We start from the raw sequence: 19,083 nt of genomic DNA, 5'->3' as shown, positions 1-19,083 counted from the left end.
CGATGGCCGGCATGACCGAATCTTCGCGCAAGCCTGTAAGGGTCGTGGTGCTGGGCGGTGGCACCGCCGGGTGGATGACTGCCGCCAGTCTTGCCCGCCTGCTGGACGGCCAGGTATCGGTCGACCTGATCGAAAGCGAGGACATCGGCATCGTCGGCGTCGGCGAAGCGACATTGCCGCATATCCGCGGCTTCGTCGAAAGCCTCGGTATCGACGAAGCCGAATTCATGAAGGCGACCCACGCGACCTACAAGCTGGGGATCGACTTTCGCGATTTCGGGCGGATCGGCGAAAGCTATATCCACCCCTTCGGGTCTTTCGGGGAAGAGTTGGCCGGGGTCGGCTTCCACCACTACTGGCTGGAACTGAACCGGCGCGGCCTGGCCGGGCCGCTTGGCGACTACTCGCTGTGCGTCGCGGCGGCGCTGGCCAACCGTTTCGAGCCGCCCGCGCAGGACATGTCGCTGCGATCGACCTACGGCTATGCATACCAGTTCGACGCGACGCTGTTCGGCCCATTCATGCGGACCTTCGGCCAGTCCATCGGTGTGACGCGGCACGAAGGGCTGGTCACGCAAGTGGAACGCGACGCCGACAGCGGGGATGTGACCGCGCTGCTGCTGAAAGACGGGCGCCGGATCGAAGGCGACCTCTTTATCGACTGCTCGGGTTTCCGCTCGCTGTTGCTGGGGCAGGAGCTCGATGTCGAGTGGGAGGACTGGACCCACTGGCTGCCGTGCGACCGCGCGGCGGCGATGCCGTGCACCCACGCGAGCGAGGATATCCGGCCCTATACCATCGCCACTGCCATGCCCGCAGGCTGGCGCTGGCAGATCCCGCTCCAGCACCGGATGGGCAATGGCTACGTATTCTCCAGCGCGCATATCTCCGAAGAGGAAGCGTGCGACGCGATCCGCGGGGCGGCGGAAGGTGAGCCGCTGGCCGATCCGCGCATCCTGCGGTTCCGCCCTGGGCGGCGCAGCCGCTCGTGGAGCCACAACGTCATCGGCGTCGGGCTGGCGAGCGGCTTCCTCGAACCGCTCGAATCCACCTCGATCTACCTCGCCCAGATGGCGATTACCTACCTGATCGAGCTGTTCCCCGAAGGCGGCCAGATCGAACCCGCCGACCGCGACGAGTTCAACCGGCTGGTCGACATGGAATACGACCGGGTGCGCGATTTCCTGATCCTGCACTACCATACGACGACGCGCAGCGATTCCGAATTCTGGAACCATGTCCGCACGATGGACGTGCCGGACAGTCTTGCCGAAAAGCTTGAACTCTGGCGCGAGGCGGGCCGGATCGAAAAATACTCCGACGGCTTGTTCTACGATGCGAGCTGGATCGCGGTCTATGTCGGGCAGGGGTACCTGCCGCGACGGCACGACGCGCGCACGGGGCTAGTCGATCCCGCGCGGCTGAAGGCTGCGGCCGACCGCCTGCAGCAGGAGATCGCGAGCGAAGTATCGCGCATGCCGAACCACCGCGAATACCTACACGCAGAGGCGGCGCGGCTGGCCGCAGCATCATGAGCGAAGCGCGCGAACCCTTACGCCGGATCGTCGTGGTCGGCAGCGGCCCGGTCGGCGTGCTGAGCGCCATCGGGCTGCGCCGTGCCTTGCCCGGCACAGAAGTCGTGGTGGTTGCACTCGCGCCGCAGGGTCCTTCGTTTGCCGATTTCGCCGCGACCGCGCTGCCGTTCACCAACCAGCTGCACGAGCGGCTGGAGATCGACGAGGCACGGCTGATCCTGGGCGCGGGCGGCAGCCATCGGCTGGCCACGCGCACTTTCGGCTGGGGCGAGGAAGGCCAGCAGGGCGTCTTCACGCATGGCGGGCCGAGCAGCCCCGGCCTGCATACCCGGTTCGCGCGCGACTGGGGCCGCGGACCGCGCAATGTCGGCGAGCAGCGCCCCGCCGGGTCGCTGGCCGAAGTGCTGGCCGATGCAGGGCGTTTTGCGCCTCCGCCGACCGACCGCGACAACCCGCTCTCCAGCGTCGAGTATGCGCTGCGCTGGAACCCGCAGGCCTATCGCGACCTGCTGATCCAGTTCGCGCAGCACCTCGGCATCGGCCATGTCCACGCCCGGATCGAAACTATCGAGCGCGATGGTTCGGGGGGCATCTCGGGGCTGATGATGGAGGGGCAGGGCTGGCTCGATGCCGACCTGTTCGTCGATTGCAGCGGCTCGGCGGCGGTGCTCGCTTCGGCCTTGCCCGGGTTCGCGATCATCGACTGGTCCGCCGCACTGCCGACCCGGCGCATTCTTGTCGCGCCGCCGGGACAGGCGATGCTCGCGCTGGAAGATCGGACGACGCTGCTCGATGCAGGTTGGCTGATCGAACTCGCCGGACGCGACGGGTTGCAGACCATGCTCGGGGTGGGCGAGGGCGTGAGCGACGGGGACGCGGTGCAGGCGCTGGGGGCCGAACAGGTTGCCGATTTCCCGCTTGCGCCCGGTCGCATTCAGCAGCCGTGGGTCGGCAATGTCATCGCCATCGGCGATGCCAGCGCGCAGTTCGAGCCGCTCGGCAACTTCAACCTCGACCTCGCGCACCGCCAGCTCGCGCTGCTGCTCGAATTGCTGCCCGGGCGCGATATCCACCCGCTCGAACGGGCGGAATATAACCGCCGGGCGGGGCTGATGATCGACGGGGTGCGCGATCTGCTCTCCCTATACTACGCATCGCCGCGCGCGCGGCAGGTGTTCGGCGATGTCGAAACACCCGAGCCGGTGAAGGTTGCGCTCGACCAGTTTGCGCGACGCGGACGCCTGCCATTCCGCGAGGAATCCGCACTACTCAAAGAAGAGCAGATGGAGCTGCTCGGCGCGCTCGGCTTCGAGCGGGGTACGACCCCGCAGGAGACCGATACAGACCCGCGCGCAATCGAGGCTGCGCAGGCCGAGTTTGCCACGATGGCGCGACAGGCGCTGGAGGTCGCGCCGCCCTATGCGCGGTGGATGGCTTCGGTCACGCAGCCTAGCCCAGCGTAGAGCGCAAGATCGCGCGAATCTGCTCGAACAGGCCCGGCTGGGGTGCGCCGAGCACGCCGCGCGCATGCTCGGGCAGGTGGGCGGCCGGATCGCCGGTACGTTCGAAGATGTAATAGTCCAGCATATGCCGCCACACCGCGCGCTGATCGGGTGGCAGGTGGCGATAGGCCAGGATGCCATGCAGCAGCGCGTCGTAAGGCTGGCCGATCCCCTGCGGCTGTCCCTCGGTCCACCAGTAATTCACGAGGATGCTGACCGACGCGAGCGATTCCACCCCGTGCCACCAGCAATAGGGGATGTAGAGTGCATCGCCGGGTTCGAGCGTCGCCTGCCGCGCGCTCGCCCACGCATCCTCGAAACGGGGAAATGACGCGAGGTCCGGCGCAGTGAAATCGACCATGCTCACCGGCGTTCCGGCCGGGGTCAGTTCGAAGGGGCCGGGATAGAGATTGGGCGTCTGGTCGGGCGGGAAGAGCGTAAATCGCCTCTGGCCTGCGACGCAGCAGGCGATGTTTTCCTTGATGTCAAAATGCGGCGCAACCTTGATCCGGTTGCCGATCCAGATGCGCGGCTCGACGTGCGGCAGCAATGCCAGCCGGTTCTCGCGATGGAATGCGGGCAGGAGTTCGGAGATGATTTCGGACTGGACGGCAACGCCCGGCGCATCGGGCATGTCGGCAGCGTTGAGCAGGTCCCTGAGAAAGGCATCGAGGCGTCCCTGGCCCTTCCTGAAATTGAACCCGGTCAGCGCCTCGTTATAGAAGAACCGCCCCCCCTCGCTTGGTGGCGCGGCAATTGCGACCACCGGGCGGGTGGCACCGCCGTCGATGATATAGTCGACGATGGCCCGATCGCCGGTCCTTGCCGCCTGCACCGATGGCCAGTCGGCCACCAGACCGCGCAACACCACCGGCTCGCCAAGCTCCCTGATCGCGTCGAGCGAGGCATCGCCCGGCGCACCCTCCCACTCGCGGATGGGTTGGGGGGAGGGCAGTCCGCTCATGCCTGAACGCGTTCGGTCGCCGGGATCGCGCTGCCTTGCTGGGCCAGGAAATCGTCCTGCGTCGGCATCTGCGACACGGCCTGCGCGATCACTGAGTGGATATGGTCGAGCCGCTTGAGCGTCTCGGCCTCGTCGAGCAGACCGGCGACCGGGTGATACCCTTGCGGTTCGATGCCTTGCCCCGCCATTACCGACAGCCAGCTGGTTTCGGTAAACAGCTCCTCGTGCTCGCGGATCACACGGCCCGAGCTACGGAACATGGCGAGCTTTTCGGCCAGTCCTTCGGGCGGTTCGAGATGGCGGCAATAGCGCCAGAATTCGGAATCCTCGCGTTCGGTTGCCTTGTAATGCAGCACCAGGAAATCGCGGATGTCGGTATATTCGCGCGCCGTGTCGCGATTGAAGCGCGCGATTTCCTGCTCTCCGAACGCGAAGGTCGGGAAATAAGCGATCAGGCGCGCGATGGCCGACTGGACAAGGTGGATGGCGGTCGATTCGAGCGGTTCGAGGAACCCCCCGGCGAGGCCTAGTGCAACGACGTTCTTCTCCCACGCGCGTTCGCGATGGCCTGCGGTAAAGCGTAGCGGGTTGGGATCGGCGAAGGGCTTCCCGTCGAGATTGGCGAGCAGCAGGTCGGTCGCCTCCTGCTCGCTCATATGCGCAGAGCTGTAGACGTGGCCGTTGCCGATCCGGTGCTGCAGCGGGATACGCCACTGCCAGCCTGCGGGGCGGGCGGTGGAGCGGGTCAGCGGCTGGTGCTCGCCTGCCAGAGTGCACGGCACCGCCACCGCGCGGTCGCATGGCAGCCACTTGCTCCAGTCGCGGAAGGGCACGCCGAGTGCCTGCCCGAGCAGCAGCGAGCGGAAGCCCGAACAGTCGAGAAACAGCTCTCCCTCGATCTGCGATCCGTCTTCCATCTGCACGGAAGTGACGAAACCGCTCTCGCCATCCTGAACGACTTCGACGACCTTGCCTTCGTGCCGGACGACGCCCTGCTTCTCCGCAATGGTGCGCAGGTAGCGGGCATAGCGGCTCGCATCGAACTGGAATGCGTAGGACAGCTTCGACAGCGGGGAGTTCGGGTTGCCCAGCTGCGGCCAGAAGAACTTGCCCGCCTTCCCGGCCATCGCGGCGATCGAATATTCGTCGATCTCCTCGCGCTTGCCCAGCGCGCGCCCGCGCAGCCAAAAATGATGGAATTCGACTCCCATCATGTCGATCCCGTAGCGGCCGAAAGGATGGACGTAGGAATGCCCGGGGCGCAGCCAGTCGACGAATTCGATGCCGAGCTTGTAGGTCGCGTGCGTCTCGCGCACGAATTCGTTCTCGTCGAGGCCGAGCAGGTTGTTGAACGAGAGGATCTGCGGGATGGTCGCCTCGCCCACGCCGACCGTGCCGATGGCCTCGCTTTCCACCAGCTGGACGGACATGCCGGGGAAATCGCCGAGGATCCTGGAGATTGCCGCCGCCGCCATCCAGCCGGAGGTGCCGCCCCCGACGATCACGATCTTGCGGATCGGTTCGCCGTTCATCGCACGCCTCCCACGGCAGCCGGTTGTGCGGGCGCATCCTCGGCCCAGGCCCCGGCGCGGCGGAGGAAGTCCTCCTGGCCGGGCAAACGCTCGGCAGTGCTGCGGTAGCCATCGCGCATCTGGCGCATGGCCTCCTGCACCTTGCGCTCGTCCAGCGTGTCGGCAATCGCGTCATACGCGTTCGGCTCGACATTCTGCCCGAGCATCACCGCGATCCAGCTGGTCTGTCCGAAGAGTTCCGCATTCTCGCGGAACACGCGCCCGTGAAGCCGCCATAGCTCGATCTTCCGGGCAAGGCTGTCGGGCACGTCCATGTCGCGCACGTGACGCCAGAAGGGCGTGTCGCCGCGCTGGGTCGCCTTGTAATGCAGGATGATGAAGTCGCGCACGTCTTCGTAAAGGTCGCGCATCCCGCGATTATATTCGTCGCGCTCGACCGGGCTGATCGGCTTGTCCGGGAACAGCGCGAACAGGCGCTGGATGCCGTTCTGGACCAAGTGGATGCTGGTCGATTCGAGTGGCTCGATGAAGCCCGACGACAGCCCCAACGACAGGACATTGTGGCTCCACGCCTGCTTCCGCATCCCGGTGAGGAAGCGCAGGGTGCGCGGTTCTGCCAGCACTTCGCCCTCGATATTCGCCAGCAGGATATCGCGCGCCTCGTCCTCGTCCATGAAACTGCTGGAGAACACGTGCCCGTTGCCCATTCTGTGCTGCAGCGGGATGCGCCATTGCCAGCCCGCGCCATGCGCGGTTGCGCGGGTGAACGGATCGGGCGAGGCAATATTGCCGGTGGGAACGGCGATGGCCCGGTCGACGGGCAGCCACTGGCTCCAGTCTTCGTAGCCTGCCTCGAGCTCTTCCTCGATCAGGAGCCCGCGGAAGCCCGAGCAGTCGAGAAACAGGTCGCCTTCGATGTTCGATCCGTCTTCCAGCGAGACCGACACTACGTCACCGCTTTCGGGATCGCGGTGCGCCTTCGTGATCCGGCCTTCGCGGCGGATCGCGCCCTGCCGCTCGGCCAGTTTGCGCAGGTAGGCCGCGTACAGGCTGGCGTCGAAATGGAAGGCGTAGTTGATTTCGGAGATCGCCGAGCGGGCCCCGGCAGAGGGGCGCCCGAAACGCCTCAGGCCAGCGGCTGCCGTGCTCATCGAATAGTCGCCGATCGCACCGGCACCATCCCGGTTGCGGACAAGTTCGCGCAGGTAGAGCTGGTGGAACGGGATGCCGTGCAGGTCGTGGCCGTAATCGCCGAAGGGGTGGAAATAGCGATCGCCCTTGCGACCCCAGTCGACGAATTCGATGCCGAGCTTGAAGGTGCCCCTGGTCGCCTTCAGAAACTCGTTCTCCGGAATGTCGAGCATCGAGTTGAAGTTGCGGATCGGCGGGATTGTCGCTTCGCCAACGCCAACGGTGCCGATGGCATCGGATTCGACGAGCGTGATAGAGCGTCGGCCATCGTTGAAGAAGCGGGACAGGGCCGCAGCGGCCATCCACCCGGCAGTTCCGCCCCCGACGATGACGACCTTTTCTATGCGGTTCGCGGTAGCGATACCACCAGCCCCGGACATTCCCTCGACCCCTATTGTTTCGTCTTTGCAACACCCGCGAGGCTAATCTGTTTGCCTGCTATTGCATAGGGCGGAATGTGCCGATATGCTCGGTCAATAATAACGATAAGCACTGCCGTGGTATGGTAGCGCTAACATGGGGAGAGGTGGCCGATATGGCTAAGACGCTTAACGGCGGGTCTGCTGACCGCAATTTCGACAAGATTCGTTTTTTCCTGCGCGCTGGTGCGTCGTCACTGGTGCTGGGCGGCTTGCTGACCAGCCAGGCGGCGCTGGCGCAGGACCGGCCGGAAACGACCGAGACCGAGGAAGCGGGCGAGGGCCAGCAGGGCGCAGAGCCGACGGCGGTTGGCGACAACGTCCTTGTCGTTAGCGGGATCCGCCAGTCGCTTGCCAATTCGCAGGATATCAAGCGCGATGCCGATACCGTGGTCGACGCGATCACCGCGGAAGACATTGGTGCGCTGCCCGATCGCTCGGTTACCGAAGCACTGCAGCGCGTCCCCGGGATCGCGATCAACCGTTTCGCCGGTTCGAACGACCCCGATCACTTCTCGGTCGAAGGCTCGGGCGTTACCGTTCGCGGCCTCAATTTCGTCCGTTCCGAATTCAACGGCCGCACGGCATTCGCCGCCGGCGTTGGTGGGCAGGCGCTGAACTTTGCCGATGTCCCCTCCGAACTGCTCGGATCGGTCATCATCAACAAGAACGCCACTGCCGAAATGATCGAAGGCGGCCTTGCCGGTACGGTCAACCTCAACACCCGCAAGCCGTTCGACCGGCCCGGCTTCCATGTCGGTTTCAGCGCGGAAGCCAATTACGGCGATTTCCAGAAGGAATGGACGCCGACCGGCTCGTTGCTCGTCAGCAACACCTGGGACACCGAAATCGGCCGCTTCGGCATTCTTGCCAGCGGTTCCTTCTCGCAGATCAAGAGCCGCGCAGACGGCATGCAGGTCGCCAACTACCAGACCCGCGACGGAACGCTTGTGCGGACTGCGAACACGACCGATCGTTTCGTATGCCGCAACCCGCTTCCCTCGGCCGAGGACACCATGACCCTGCCTCCGGGCGGGGCAGCTTGCGGCAACTTCGGCAGCGCCGGCGCAGACGGCTTCGCCGACTATGCCGACTACCGTGTCGCACCGGTTGGTGGCCAGTTCCGCACGCAGAACTTCGACCGCAAGCGCGATGGTATCGCCGTTTCGGCCCAGTTTGAATCGATCGATCAGCGCACCCTGCTGACGGCCGAATTCATCCGGTCGCACACGACCAATAACTGGGGCGAGTATACTTACGAGACCGCGCCCGACCTGACCGAGTACAGCACGTACCCGATCGGCTGCCAGCAGAACGCCAACGGCCCGAACGTGATCGACGGCAATGGCGCGATCAACCCGGACGACGAAACTCCGCCGCGCGCGCAGTGCCCCGTCGGCGCTTTCACGGATTTCATCTACGACCAGAACAACCTGTTCCAGTCGGGTTACATCGTCGATGCCTCGAACGGCTGGCGCGGTGCCACCAACAACTACGATCCGACGCTGGGCACGGGCGGCTCGCCCTATGTTCCGATCGGCGGTTCGCAGTTCTCGCTCGCCCGCCGGCAGGTCGCGGACGAAGTCACCAATACAGACTACAGCCTCAACCTGCGTACCGAGCTGACCGACCGCCTGACGGTCGAAGTCGATGCGCAATATGCCACGTCGCGTAAGGAAAACCTGGACTTCAGCCTGTTCGGCTCGATGTTTGCCGATCAGGAGCTCGATATCTCGGGTTCCGTCCCGGTCGCCGTACCGCACAAGCCGCAATACCTCGGCTATACGTGGTCCGCGCCGAGCCCGGATCTGGCTGCGGCGACGGATGCCGAATACTTCGGCGATCCGCGCTTCCAGTTCTGGCGGGCGGCGATGGATCACGCCGAAGACAGCCGTGGCGAACAGTTCGCATTCTCGGCCGACCTCGACTACGAATTCGACGAGGACTCGTTCATCCGCCGTGCCAAGTTCGGCGCCCGCTTCCAGGGGCGTGAGCAGGACGTGCGTTACACGACCTATAACTGGGGTCGCCTGTCCGAAGTGTGGACCGGTAGCCGCCCGATCAACTTCGCCGACACACCGGCGGATGCTTCGGAACGTTACGAGTTCGACAACTTCTTCCGTGGCGAAACCACGCCCCCGCCAGGTGCGTACTACTACTCGGGCGACCTGGTTGGCGACTATGCCGGTGCGATCAATTTCATCCGGTCGATTCAGGACCTGGCGGTCCAGTCGGGCGCGACGGTGGACTGGATGCCCCTGGCCGAGCGTGCACAGGCGATTGCCGGCACGCCCTATCTGCCGAGCGATATCCAGACGATCGACCAGGACGACTATGCTCTCTACGGCATGCTCACCTTCGGCAGCGATGACTTTGGCGGAATGCGTTTCTCCGGCAATGTCGGCCTTCGGTACGTGCGGAGCGATATTCGCTCGGCGAGCTCGCGGGGCCCCGGCAGTCAGGACGATCTGGGGCTGACGGATCCGTATTCGGTGCGCTGCGCACCGCGGAGCCGCCCGCCCGAACTGGGTGGCGGCACAGTCGTCCCGGGCGGTATTTGTACGATTGGCGAGACAGCGTATGAATCGCTGCGCGCCTTCGCGGATGGCAGCCTGTCCTACGATGTCAGCTACAACGACTACGAGTACCTGCTGCCCAGCCTGAACCTGAAGTTTGGCCTGACGGACGATCTGATCCTGCGTCTGGCCGGTTCGAAGGTGCTTTCGCGGCCCGAGAACAGCTATATTCGCAACTACTTCACGCCCACCGTCGATACCGAGGGTAACTACCTGGCTTCGGCAGGAGACCCGTCACTGCTGCCCGCAACTGCATGGCAGTTCGACGCCAGCCTGGAGTGGTACTTTGCACGGGTCGGCTCGCTGACACTGAACGCGTTCTACAAGGATATTGAGAACTTCTTCTACCAGTCGGTCCGTCAGGAAACGATCACGAATGCTTCGGACGAGACGCGCACGGTTACTGTTCGCGGCCCTGCGAACTTCGATGGTCACGGCAAGGTGAAGGGCTTCGAGATTGCCTACCAGCAGACGTTCGACTTCCTGCCTGGTCCGTTGAACGGCTTCGGTGCGTCGGCCAACTACACCTATATCGACAGTGAAGGCCTGCCGAACACGTTCCTGAACGGTGGAACGGCGGTCAACCCGTCGACCATCCCGCCGGGTAACCTGCCGCTCGAACAGCTTTCGAAGCACAACTACAACGTTGCGCTGTTCTACGAGAAGGGTCCGATCTCTGTCAGGGGTGCCTATAACTGGCGTTCGCGCTTCCTGCTGACGGCATCGGACGTGATCTACCCGTACTACTCGATCTTCAACGAGCCGACGGGGCAGCTCGATGCGTCGCTCTTCTTCAACGTAAGCGATGCGTTTGACCTGCCGGGTGGCATCCGGATCGGTGTGCAGGGTGTAAACCTGCTCAACGAAGTGACCAAGACGAGCCAGGCCTACACCGGCAACCCGGATGAACTGGCACCGCGCTCCTACTTCATGAACGACCGCCGGTTCTCCTTCATCATCCGCGGCAACTTCTAGTTCCCTTCGGAGCGTAAAAAGGCCGTCATGCAGAAATGCATGGCGGCCGTTTTGTATGCGGAACGGGTTGGCACCGGTCGGAGGCGGCAGACCTCGCTGGCGCAGGTACAGGGTCTACGCAGGCACGAGGTCATGCCGGCGCAGGAACGCGCCGCACCGCCACCGGGTGCGTGGCATGTCAGCCCGGAAGCGGGTCAGGCGTCGATGAAAGCCTGTGCGATCGCGGTCCGCAGCGGCTTCGCGCGGTACTGCGAATCATAGGGTGTACCCCGCACTTCCAATCCGTCTTCGCGCTTGGCGGGGTCGAAATACTGGAGCCAGTTGAAGCCATCGACCATCCCCCAGGCGAGTATGTCGTCGAGGTGGGCATCATATTCGAGCATCAGATCGAGATAGCGGCGCGAGAAATCGGCAACCTTCTCGTCGCGTGCGGCAATGCCTGCCGGAAGCGCGGTATCCTTCACGTCGAATTCGGTGATCAGCAGGCGGTAACCCATGCCGGTCACTTCATCCAGGAACATGCGCCAGCCACGCTCGTCATAGGGGCCGACCCCGGTGGCGGGGTCGATCTCGAACATCTCGATATGCGACTGGATGCCCAGCGCATCGACCGGCACCCCGCGTTTGCGGAAGCCCTCCAGCAAGCGGAGCACATCGGCGCAATGCTTCGCATGCGCGGGCTCCCAGCTCATGTAGTCATTATACACCAGCTGCCCCTGCGGCAGTTCCTCGCGCGCGGTGTGGAAGGCGAGGTCGAGGACCGCTTCGGGCGATCCCATCGCGCGGCTCAGGCTGGTCTCGATCGGCATGTTGCGATCATGGTCGATCGCTTCGTTGACCACGTCGTAACTGGTGATCTGCCCGCGATAACGGCGCGTTACGGCACGGATATGCTCGGCCACCAGGCGCTCGCCCTCGCGAACGGGGTTGGCCCCGAAATCATAGGTGTTGAGCCAGTCGGGGAACCACTGCGGGCGATGCCACAGCAGGGTGTGGCCGCGCAGGGCAAGGTCGTTGGCCGACGCCCACGCGGCAATCTGGTCCATCCGCGCAAAGTCGTAGCTGTCCGGGCCGGGGCGCGTGGCCTGCCACTTCATCTCGTTCTCCGGCACGACAATGCCGCATTCCGCCTTCACGATATCGGCATAGCGCGGGTTCTGGATCGAACCGGCGTCGGTCCGGCCGGGGGTCGAGGCGACCGCACTGCCGAAGCGGCGGTTTCCACGCATCGCAAGGGCATCGAGGCTGGGCCCGGATACGCCGGGCGCAGTGCCCGCGCCCGGTGCGGAAGCTGCCGGAACCATTGCGGCATCGGCGCAGCCCATGACTGGCAAGGCCGCCATCCCCGCAAGCGCGGCGCGGCGGTTGAGAGTGAACCGCTCGATACTCATACGATCTCCACTTCGATGCTTTTTAGCGAGGCGCTGCTGTTGCCAACCGACAGCATCAGCGGGCCCGGCTCGTTGACCTCTTCCATGGCGCGGTTCCAGATCGCAAGCCGCCGGGGCTCGACCTCGAAACGCACTGTCCGCTTTTCGCCGGGGGCGAGCGTGACGCGCTCGAACCCCTTGAGCTCCAGCACGGGCTGCGTCACCGATGCTTGCGTGCGCGTGACGTAAAGCTGGACGACCTCGTCGCCAGCCATCGCGCCGGTATTGGCGACTTGTGCCTCCACCACGACAGGCTCGTCGCTGCGGAACTGCATCTTCGCTGGGCGGGGGTCGGAAATCGTGAAGCTGGTGTAGCTGAGGCCGTGCCCGAAGGGGAACAGCGGGGTCTTGTCGTCGAACAGGTAGCCGCGCCGTGCGCTGGGCTTGTGGTTGTAGAAATAGGGTACCTGCCCCTCGTTGCGCACCACGGTGACGGGCAACTTCGCGCCCGGATTGTTGCGGCCCAGCAGCGTCTCGGCAATCGCGGTGCCGCCTTCCTGCCCGGCATACCAGCATTCGAGCACGGCATCGGCCTTCTCGACCACATTGGGCCAGCTCGGCGGGCGCCCGTTGATCGCACACACGACCAGTTTCTTGCCCAGCGCGGCCAGCGCATCGACCAGTTCGTTCTGTTCGCCGACGATGTCGATATCGACCCGGTCGCCAAGGTGCGTCTTGGCAAAGCCTTCGCGGCTGGTCTGCTCGGTATCGCCGATGGCGAGTATGATCGTGTCCGCACCCTTCGCAACCTCGACCGCTTCGGCGATCAGTTCCAGGTTGCGCCCACGCGGTGCGAGTTCGACCGCGCTTAGCGAGCGATCCTCGCTCGTGGTGATGAACACGCCCTGCGCAGTGACGAAATCCGCCTGCGGAGCAATAGCGCGCAGGCCTTCGATCAGGCTGACAGTCTGCTTGGGCACGGATGAATAGCCACCCAGCCGCGCGATCGCGTGGTTGGGGCCGATCACCGCGACCCGGCCCATCGAGCCGGGATCGAGCGGCAAAGCACCGTCATTATTGGTCAGCAGGCACATGCCCTTGCGCGCCGCCTCCAGCGCCAGTGCGCGCGCCTCGGCATTGCCGGTGATGCGCGCGGCATAATCGGCGTCGCCATAGGGGTTCTCGAACAGGCCGGCGCGGAACTTGAACGCGAGCATCCGCGCGCAGGCGGTGTCGACCAGCTCGACCGGAATGCGGCCTGCCTCGACCGCGTCGACCAGCGTTTCGTAAGCCATGCCTTCTGGCAGTTCGCTGTCCACGCCTGCCAGTAGCGCCTGGTGCGCGGCATCCTCCAGATCCTTCGCCACGTGATGCAGCGTGGCGAGTTCGTGCACGCCGCCGTAATCGCTCACGATCACGCCGTCGAAGCCCCATTCACCGCGCAACACCTTGCCCAGCAGCCATGTGTTCGCATGGCTGGGGATGCCGTCGATCTCGTTATAGCTGGGCATCACCGCGCCCACGCTGGTGCGGCGGACCACTTCGCGGAAGGGCGGGAAGAAGTTCTCGCGCAACTCGCGCTCGGAAAGTTGGGCGGGGGAGATGTTGTTGCCCGCCTCGGGCTGGCCGTGCCCGGTCATGTGCTTCAGCGTGGCGAACACCTTGCCATCGCGCAGTGTCTCGAACTTGCCGGGGCCCTGCAGGCCCTCCACCGCTGCCACGCCCATCTCGGCGCACAGGTACGGGTCTTCGCCCCAGGTTTCCTCGATCCGGCCCCAGCGCGGATCGCGCACGATGTCGACCACGGGCGAGAGGACCAGCGGCACGCCGCGCGCACGCACTTCGCGCGCGGTGACCGATTGCACGCGCTCCATCAGCCCCGTGTCGAAACTGCCCGCCAGCGCAATGGCCTGCGGGAACATTGTCGCCTCTGTCGCCATGTAGCCATGCAGCGATTCCTCGTGGACGAGCACCGGAATGCCCAGCCGCGTATCCTCCACCGCCCAGCGTTGCAGCGCGTTGATGAACTCGACCGTCTGCTGCGGAGTGCGCCAGCGCGCGGCGGTGCCGCCCGAAGCGCCGGTGATGCCCGGTACGCCGCGCTTGTCGCTGGGGCGGGTGACATGGCCGATCCCATCGGGAAAGGCAGCGCTCGCCTTGGCCGGGTTGAAGGCGAGATCGTCGATCATCTCGCCCTTGCTCTGCCACGCCGTGCGGATCTGCTGGACCTTCTCTACCAGCGTCATCCGCGCCATCAGGTCGGCAACCCGCGCCGCGATAGGTGCTGCGGAGTTGCGGTAGAGTGGGCTGGCCTGTGCGAAGGCCATCGGAGCCTGTCCCACTGCGAGTGCAGACAGGCTCCCCCCGGCAAACAGTCTCAGCGCATCGCGACGGGTCGCGCTCACGGTTCGACCGTCAGCGTGGTTTCCTGCAGGTCCTGCGAATTGGGACCGACCATGACGGTGAATTCGCCCGGTTCGATCACCCGCTCCATGTCGCGGTTCCACATCATCAGCGAACGCGGTTCGATCTCGATCGACACGGCGCGGCTTTCGCCCGGTTGCAGGGTGACGCGCTCGAAGCCGACCAGTTCCTTTACCGGCCGCGTGACCGAACTGACGACGTCGCGCAGGTACACCTGCACAACTTCGTCACCCGCCATGTCGCCCGTATTGGTGAGAGTGGTGGTCACGGTAACCGGCTGACCGGCAGCGATGGTGGATGCCGAGAGTGCGGGCGCCGACATTTCGAACGTCGTGTAGCTGAGCCCGTACCCGAACGGGTATAGCGGCGTCACCTCGTCGAACAGGTAGCCGCGGCGGGCGCTGGGCTTGTGGTTGTAGAAGTGGGGCAGCTGGCCGACATTGCGCGCCACCGTAACCGGCAGCTTGCCACCCGGATTGACCTTGCCGAACAGCGTATCGGCAATCGCGGTACCCTGCTGTTCGCCCGCGTACCATGTCTCGAGGATGGCATCGGCCTCTTCCGCCACGGTTGGGTAGCTGGGCGGGCGACCGTTGATGAGCACGGTGACGATGGGTTTGCCGAGTTTCTTCAGCTCCGCGAACAGCTCGTTCTGCTCGCCCACCAGGTCGAGCGAGGTTCGGTCGCCCAGATGACCTTCGGCCCAGCCTTCGCGGCTGGTCTTTTCGGTGTCACCGATGAACAGCAGGATGGTGTCCGCATTGCGTGCGACCTTCACCGCTTCTGCGATACGCCGACGATTCTCCGCTGGGTCGCCCAGCTCGACTTCGTCTTCCCACCAGTCATCGTCACCCTTGGTGATCTCGACGCCCAGCGAATGGACGATCTTCGCGCGATCACCGACGAGCGAGCGGATGCCTTCCAGCGGGGTCACGCTGGCGCGCGGTTCGCCGTAATAGCCGCCCAGACGGGCAATGTCGGCATTAGGTCCGATGACCGCGATCGTCGGTTTCGTACGACCTGCCTCGGGCAGGGCGAGCGGAAGGACACCGTCGTTCTTGAGCAGGACGAGCGATTTTTCCGCGGCCTTGCGGGCCAGCGCAACACCCTCGGGACCGTTGGAGGTCTTCGCCTTGGCCAGATCGGGCCAGGGATTGTCGAAAAGTCCGGCGTTGAACTTCATGGTCAGGAAGCGGCGGACAGCGGTGTCGAGCGCCTCCATCGAGACCTTGCCTTCGCGCACGCTGGTGGCGAGATTTTCGAACCCGTCACCCTCGGGCAGGTCGACATCGACGCCCGAATTGATCGCGAGTTCGCCTGCTTCCTTGTAGTCGGCCACGATATGGTGAAGCCGCGCCATGTCTTCGATGGCGTAATAATCGCTGACCACGGCGCCGCGGAAACCCCATTCTCCGCGCAGCACGTCGTTCAGCAGCCAGCTGTTCGAGTGCGACGGGATGCCGTCGATCTCGTTATAGCTGGCCATCACCGCGTCGATGGCGGTGCGCGTGACCACCTGCTCGAACGGCGGGAAGAACATCTCGCGCAGGGTCCGCTCGCTGATCTGCGCCGGGCCCACATTGGTGCCGCTCTCGGGCTGGCCGTGGCCGGTCATGTGCTTGAGCGTGGCCATCACCTGCCCGTCGCGCAGCTTGCGGTCGGTGCCGGGCCCGGTGAGCCCTTCGACCGAGGCGACACCCATCTCGCCAACGAGGTAGGGGTCTTCGCCGAAGGTTTCTTCGATTCGTCCCCACCGCGCCTCGCGCGCGACGTCGACCACAGGCGACAGGACGAGGTGGACACCGCGTGCGCGCACTTCACCCGCGATCAGATCGTTGATCTCGCGCACAAGGTCGGGGTCCCACGTGCTGGCGAGGCCGATCGACTGCGGGAAGGCGGTCGCGTCCTTGGCGGCGAAGCCGTGCAGCGATTCCTCATGGAACAGCACGGGAATGCCGAGCCGCGTTTCCTCGATCGCCCATTTCTGCGCGTCGATCACATACTGGATGCTGTCTTCGATATTGCGCCGGGGGACGACGCGCGGGGACGAGGGGCCGAGCCGGTCGGAGGGCCGCGCGATCTGGCCGATCCCGTCGGGATAGACCTTGGACGCCTTGGCCGGATCGAACACGTCGCCTTCGCTCTGGATATCGCCCTTGGAGTTCCAGACGGTGATGATCTGCGCGACCTTTTCTTCCACCGTCATGCGGGCCAGCAGGTCTTCGACGCGCTGTTCGACGGGCAGGCTTGCATTCCAGTAGGGCGCATCTGCCATAGGCTTTTCTACCGTTACCTCCTGCGCCAGCAGGGGGGCGGTCGCAGGTCCGGTAAGCGCCATGATCGCGGCGCTTGCGGCCAGGCTGGCACGCAGCATCATTCGCATTGCTTGTCTCTCTCCCTGAGCCACCTCGCTTGACTGGGCGGCATTGTGTGGTAGCGCTACCATGATGAGAGGGAGAGAGGTTGTCAACCGGATTGGAGCGCTGCTTGCCGCGCTGTTGCTGAGCGTGCTGTCGGCAGGCGCTGCGCAGGCCGAGGACGGCTACGATCTGTGGCTGCGATATGCCCCGCTGGAAGCGGCGCGCGCGGCCGAGGTGCGCGAGGTCACCGGCCCCGTGCAAGTCCGCGGCGAAGCCGGTGAGACGGCACGACTGGCGCAGGAGGAAATCGAACGCGGCCTTTCGGGACTGGTCGGCGATACTCCGGGGGAACGGTCCGTCACCCTGTCGCAGACCAAGGACCTGACCGAAGGTGAGAGCTGGCTGGCCGCCGAACTGGAAGGCGCGCCCGACGGGTCCTTCGTGATTGCCGCAGACCCGAATGCCGGCACGATTATCGTGGCGAACGACGAAACGGGGCTGCTCTACGGAGCCTTCGCCCTGCTACGGCATCTCGCCGGGGATCGTCCATTGCCGGAAATGGCGAAGACATACCGCCCCGCCATGCCGCTGCGGATGCTCAACCACTGGGACAATCCGGACGGGCATGTCGAGCGCGGTTATGCCGGGCGGTCGATCTTCGACTGGTGGCACCTGCCAGAACGGCTCGACCAGCGGATGATTGATTATGCCCGCGCCAATGCCTCGCTCGGCATCAATGGGGCGGCGGTGAACAATGTCAACGCGCGGGCCTTCATGCTGGAGCCGCGCTATATCGCCAAGCTGACGCGGCTGGCCGATGCGTGGCGGCCCTACGGCATCCGCGTGTACCTTTCCGCCCGGTTCAGTGCACCGCGCGATATCGGCGGGCTCGACACCGCCGACCCGCTCGATCCGCAGGTAGCGGCATGGTGGCAGGCCAAGGCAGACGAGATCTACGAGAGCATTCCGGACTTCGGCGGGTTCCTGGTCAAGGCCAACAGCGAGGGCCAGCCCGGTCCGCAGGACTATGGCCGCACCCATGCCGACGGGGCGAACATGCTTGCGGAGGCATTGGGCGAACGGGGCACGGTGATCTGGCGCGCTTTCGTCTATTCGGCGGAGGACGAGACCGACCGGGCGAAGCAGGCCTACGAGGAATTCGTCCCGCTCGACGGGCAGTTCGCAGACAACGTGATCGTGCAGGTCAAGAACGGGCCGATCGACTTCCAGCCGCGCGAGCCGTTCCACCCGATGTTCGGCGCGATGCCGAACACGAAGCTGATGCTCGAAGCGCAGATCACCAAGGAATATCTGGGCTTTGCGAGCCATCTCGCCTTCCTCGCGCCCATGTGGGAGGAAGTGCTGGACGCCGACACGGGGCGGGGCGGCACCGTCGCGCAGGTCGTCGCCCCGGCAGGCATGGCGGGTGTCGCCAATACCGGGTCGGACCGTAACTGGAGCGGGAGCCATTTCGACCAGGCCAACTGGTATGCCTTCGGTCGCATGGCGTGGGACCCCTCGCTTTCGAGCGAGGCCATCGCGCGCGAATGGGCGGCGCAGACTTTCGGCCACGACGAGCGCTTCCTTACCGCAGCAGTGCCGATGATGCTCTCCAGCCGCGAGAGCGTGGCGCGATACATGACGCCGATGGGGCTCGCCCACCTGATGGACACCGGCCACCACTACGGCCCCGGCCCATGGGTATGCGACCTGCCGCGCCCCGAATGGAACCCGTGCTACTACCACCGCGCCGACAAGGACGGGATCGGCTTCGATCGTACGGAAACGGGGTCAGACGCGCTGGCGCAGTACGCGCCGGGCATTGCTGCCACCTGGTCCGATCCGGCGCAGATGGACGATCGCTACCTGTTATGGTTCCACCACCTGCCGTGGGACTACCGCATGGGCAGCGGGCGCACGCTGTGGGCGGAACTTGTCCACCGCTATGATCGCGGTATCACAGAAGTCGACGCGATGGCCCTGACGTGGCGCTCTCTGGCACCCTACGTCGATGCCCAGCGTCACCGCGCAGTCAGCGAAAGCCTGCAAATTCAGCAGCGTGAAGCACGCTGGTGGCGCGATGCCTCGCTCCGCTACTGGCAATCGGTCAATGGGCTGGAACTACCCGCAGGAGTGCGCGAACCGGAACATACGCTCGATCACTACAAGGCCTTCACCTTCCCGGAGGCACCCGGGCAATGAGGCGGCTTGCCGCAAAAGCGAAGCGAGGGCTAT

The 19,083-nt window shown here is 64.9% G+C and carries 10 protein-coding genes; 4 read left to right on the top strand and 6 right to left on the bottom strand.

Annotated elements, in window-relative coordinates; all coding sequences use genetic code 11:
• The first annotated feature begins 11 nt into the window (after positions 1-11).
• Together ACEQXE_RS01515 and ACEQXE_RS01510 are read left to right on the top strand one after the other, a co-directional pair.
• A complete protein-coding gene (locus tag ACEQXE_RS01515; RefSeq protein ID WP_370177123.1) occupies positions 12-1,535 on the top strand; it encodes a tryptophan halogenase family protein in 1,524 nt (507 codons plus the stop codon).
• The gene (locus tag ACEQXE_RS01510) at positions 1,532-2,998 is read left to right on the top strand and encodes a tryptophan 7-halogenase (protein ID WP_370177122.1); all 1,467 of its coding nucleotides are present in this window, start codon (positions 1,532-1,534) and stop codon (positions 2,996-2,998) included. Before ACEQXE_RS01515 ends, ACEQXE_RS01510 begins: the two co-directional genes overlap by 4 nt.
• Here ACEQXE_RS01510 and ACEQXE_RS01505 read toward each other — a convergent pair.
• Genes ACEQXE_RS01505 through ACEQXE_RS01495 form a run of 3 tightly spaced genes read right to left on the bottom strand, consistent with a single transcriptional unit; the run spans position 2,985 to position 7,104 of the window.
• Positions 2,985-4,001, bottom strand: a complete 1,017-nt coding sequence (locus ACEQXE_RS01505) for a cupin-like domain-containing protein (RefSeq protein WP_370177121.1) — start codon at positions 3,999-4,001, stop codon at positions 2,985-2,987. The two genes, ACEQXE_RS01510 and ACEQXE_RS01505, sit on opposite strands and share 14 nt — an antisense overlap.
• Positions 3,998-5,533, bottom strand: coding sequence for a tryptophan halogenase family protein (locus ACEQXE_RS01500; protein WP_370177120.1), 1,536 nt, complete (start codon positions 5,531-5,533; stop codon positions 3,998-4,000). Before ACEQXE_RS01500 ends, ACEQXE_RS01505 begins: the two co-directional genes overlap by 4 nt.
• Positions 5,530-7,104 (bottom strand): tryptophan halogenase family protein, encoded by a 1,575-nt coding sequence (locus ACEQXE_RS01495; RefSeq protein ID WP_370177119.1) that lies wholly within the window; start codon positions 7,102-7,104, stop codon positions 5,530-5,532. The genes ACEQXE_RS01500 and ACEQXE_RS01495 overlap by 4 nt, the downstream gene beginning before the upstream one ends.
• 155 nt (positions 7,105-7,259) lie before the next feature.
• On the opposite strand from ACEQXE_RS01495, the gene ACEQXE_RS01490 reads away from it, so the two are divergent.
• The gene (locus ACEQXE_RS01490) at positions 7,260-10,694 is read left to right on the top strand and encodes a TonB-dependent receptor (protein WP_370177118.1); all 3,435 of its coding nucleotides are present in this window, start codon (positions 7,260-7,262) and stop codon (positions 10,692-10,694) included.
• Between the two features lie 194 nt (positions 10,695-10,888).
• Here the strand turns inward: ACEQXE_RS01490 and ACEQXE_RS01485 are convergent, their stop codons facing one another.
• The 3 genes from ACEQXE_RS01485 to ACEQXE_RS01475 form a co-directional block, all read right to left on the bottom strand.
• Positions 10,889-12,085 carry an endo-1,4-beta-xylanase gene (locus ACEQXE_RS01485; RefSeq protein WP_370177117.1) on the bottom strand — a complete coding sequence of 399 codons (1,197 nt, stop codon included), beginning with the start codon at positions 12,083-12,085 and terminating at the stop codon, positions 10,889-10,891.
• Positions 12,082-14,391 (bottom strand): glycoside hydrolase family 3 N-terminal domain-containing protein, encoded by a 2,310-nt coding sequence (locus tag ACEQXE_RS01480; protein ID WP_370177192.1) that lies wholly within the window; start codon positions 14,389-14,391, stop codon positions 12,082-12,084. Before ACEQXE_RS01480 ends, ACEQXE_RS01485 begins: the two co-directional genes overlap by 4 nt.
• Positions 14,392-14,465: 74 nt before the next feature.
• Positions 14,466-16,871 (bottom strand): glycoside hydrolase family 3 N-terminal domain-containing protein, encoded by a 2,406-nt coding sequence (locus ACEQXE_RS01475; protein ID WP_370177116.1) that lies wholly within the window; start codon positions 16,869-16,871, stop codon positions 14,466-14,468.
• A 61-nt stretch (positions 16,872-16,932) separates the two neighbouring features.
• Here ACEQXE_RS01475 and ACEQXE_RS01470 point away from each other — a divergent pair, with 61 nt between their 5' ends.
• Entirely contained in the window at positions 16,933-19,050 is a 2,118-nt protein-coding gene (locus ACEQXE_RS01470; RefSeq protein WP_370177115.1) for an alpha-glucuronidase family glycosyl hydrolase, read from the top strand.
• The last annotated feature ends 33 nt before the right edge of the window (positions 19,051-19,083 follow it).

Source organism: Alteriqipengyuania sp. (assembly GCF_964222115.1).
Classification (GTDB): domain Bacteria; phylum Pseudomonadota; class Alphaproteobacteria; order Sphingomonadales; family Sphingomonadaceae; genus Alteriqipengyuania.
The sequence above is the reverse complement of the archived record's forward strand: the minus strand, read 5'-3'. Positions and strand labels throughout refer to the sequence as shown.

Coding starts and splice junctions, on each gene's coding strand:
- ACEQXE_RS01500 (WP_370177120.1), bottom strand. CDS start 5,533: ATGAACGGCGAACCGATCCGCAAGATCGTGATCGTCGGGGGCGGCACC.
- ACEQXE_RS01480 (WP_370177192.1), bottom strand. CDS start 14,391: ATGGCCTTCGCACAGGCCAGCCCACTCTACCGCAACTCCGCAGCACCT.
- ACEQXE_RS01490 (WP_370177118.1), top strand. CDS start 7,260: ATGGCTAAGACGCTTAACGGCGGGTCTGCTGACCGCAATTTCGACAAG.
- ACEQXE_RS01510 (WP_370177122.1), top strand. CDS start 1,532: ATGAGCGAAGCGCGCGAACCCTTACGCCGGATCGTCGTGGTCGGCAGC.
- ACEQXE_RS01505 (WP_370177121.1), bottom strand. CDS start 4,001: ATGAGCGGACTGCCCTCCCCCCAACCCATCCGCGAGTGGGAGGGTGCG.
- ACEQXE_RS01485 (WP_370177117.1), bottom strand. CDS start 12,085: ATGAGTATCGAGCGGTTCACTCTCAACCGCCGCGCCGCGCTTGCGGGG.
- ACEQXE_RS01515 (WP_370177123.1), top strand. CDS start 12: ATGACCGAATCTTCGCGCAAGCCTGTAAGGGTCGTGGTGCTGGGCGGT.
- ACEQXE_RS01475 (WP_370177116.1), bottom strand. CDS start 16,871: ATGCGAATGATGCTGCGTGCCAGCCTGGCCGCAAGCGCCGCGATCATG.
- ACEQXE_RS01470 (WP_370177115.1), top strand. CDS start 16,933: ATGATGAGAGGGAGAGAGGTTGTCAACCGGATTGGAGCGCTGCTTGCC.
- ACEQXE_RS01495 (WP_370177119.1), bottom strand. CDS start 7,104: ATGTCCGGGGCTGGTGGTATCGCTACCGCGAACCGCATAGAAAAGGTC.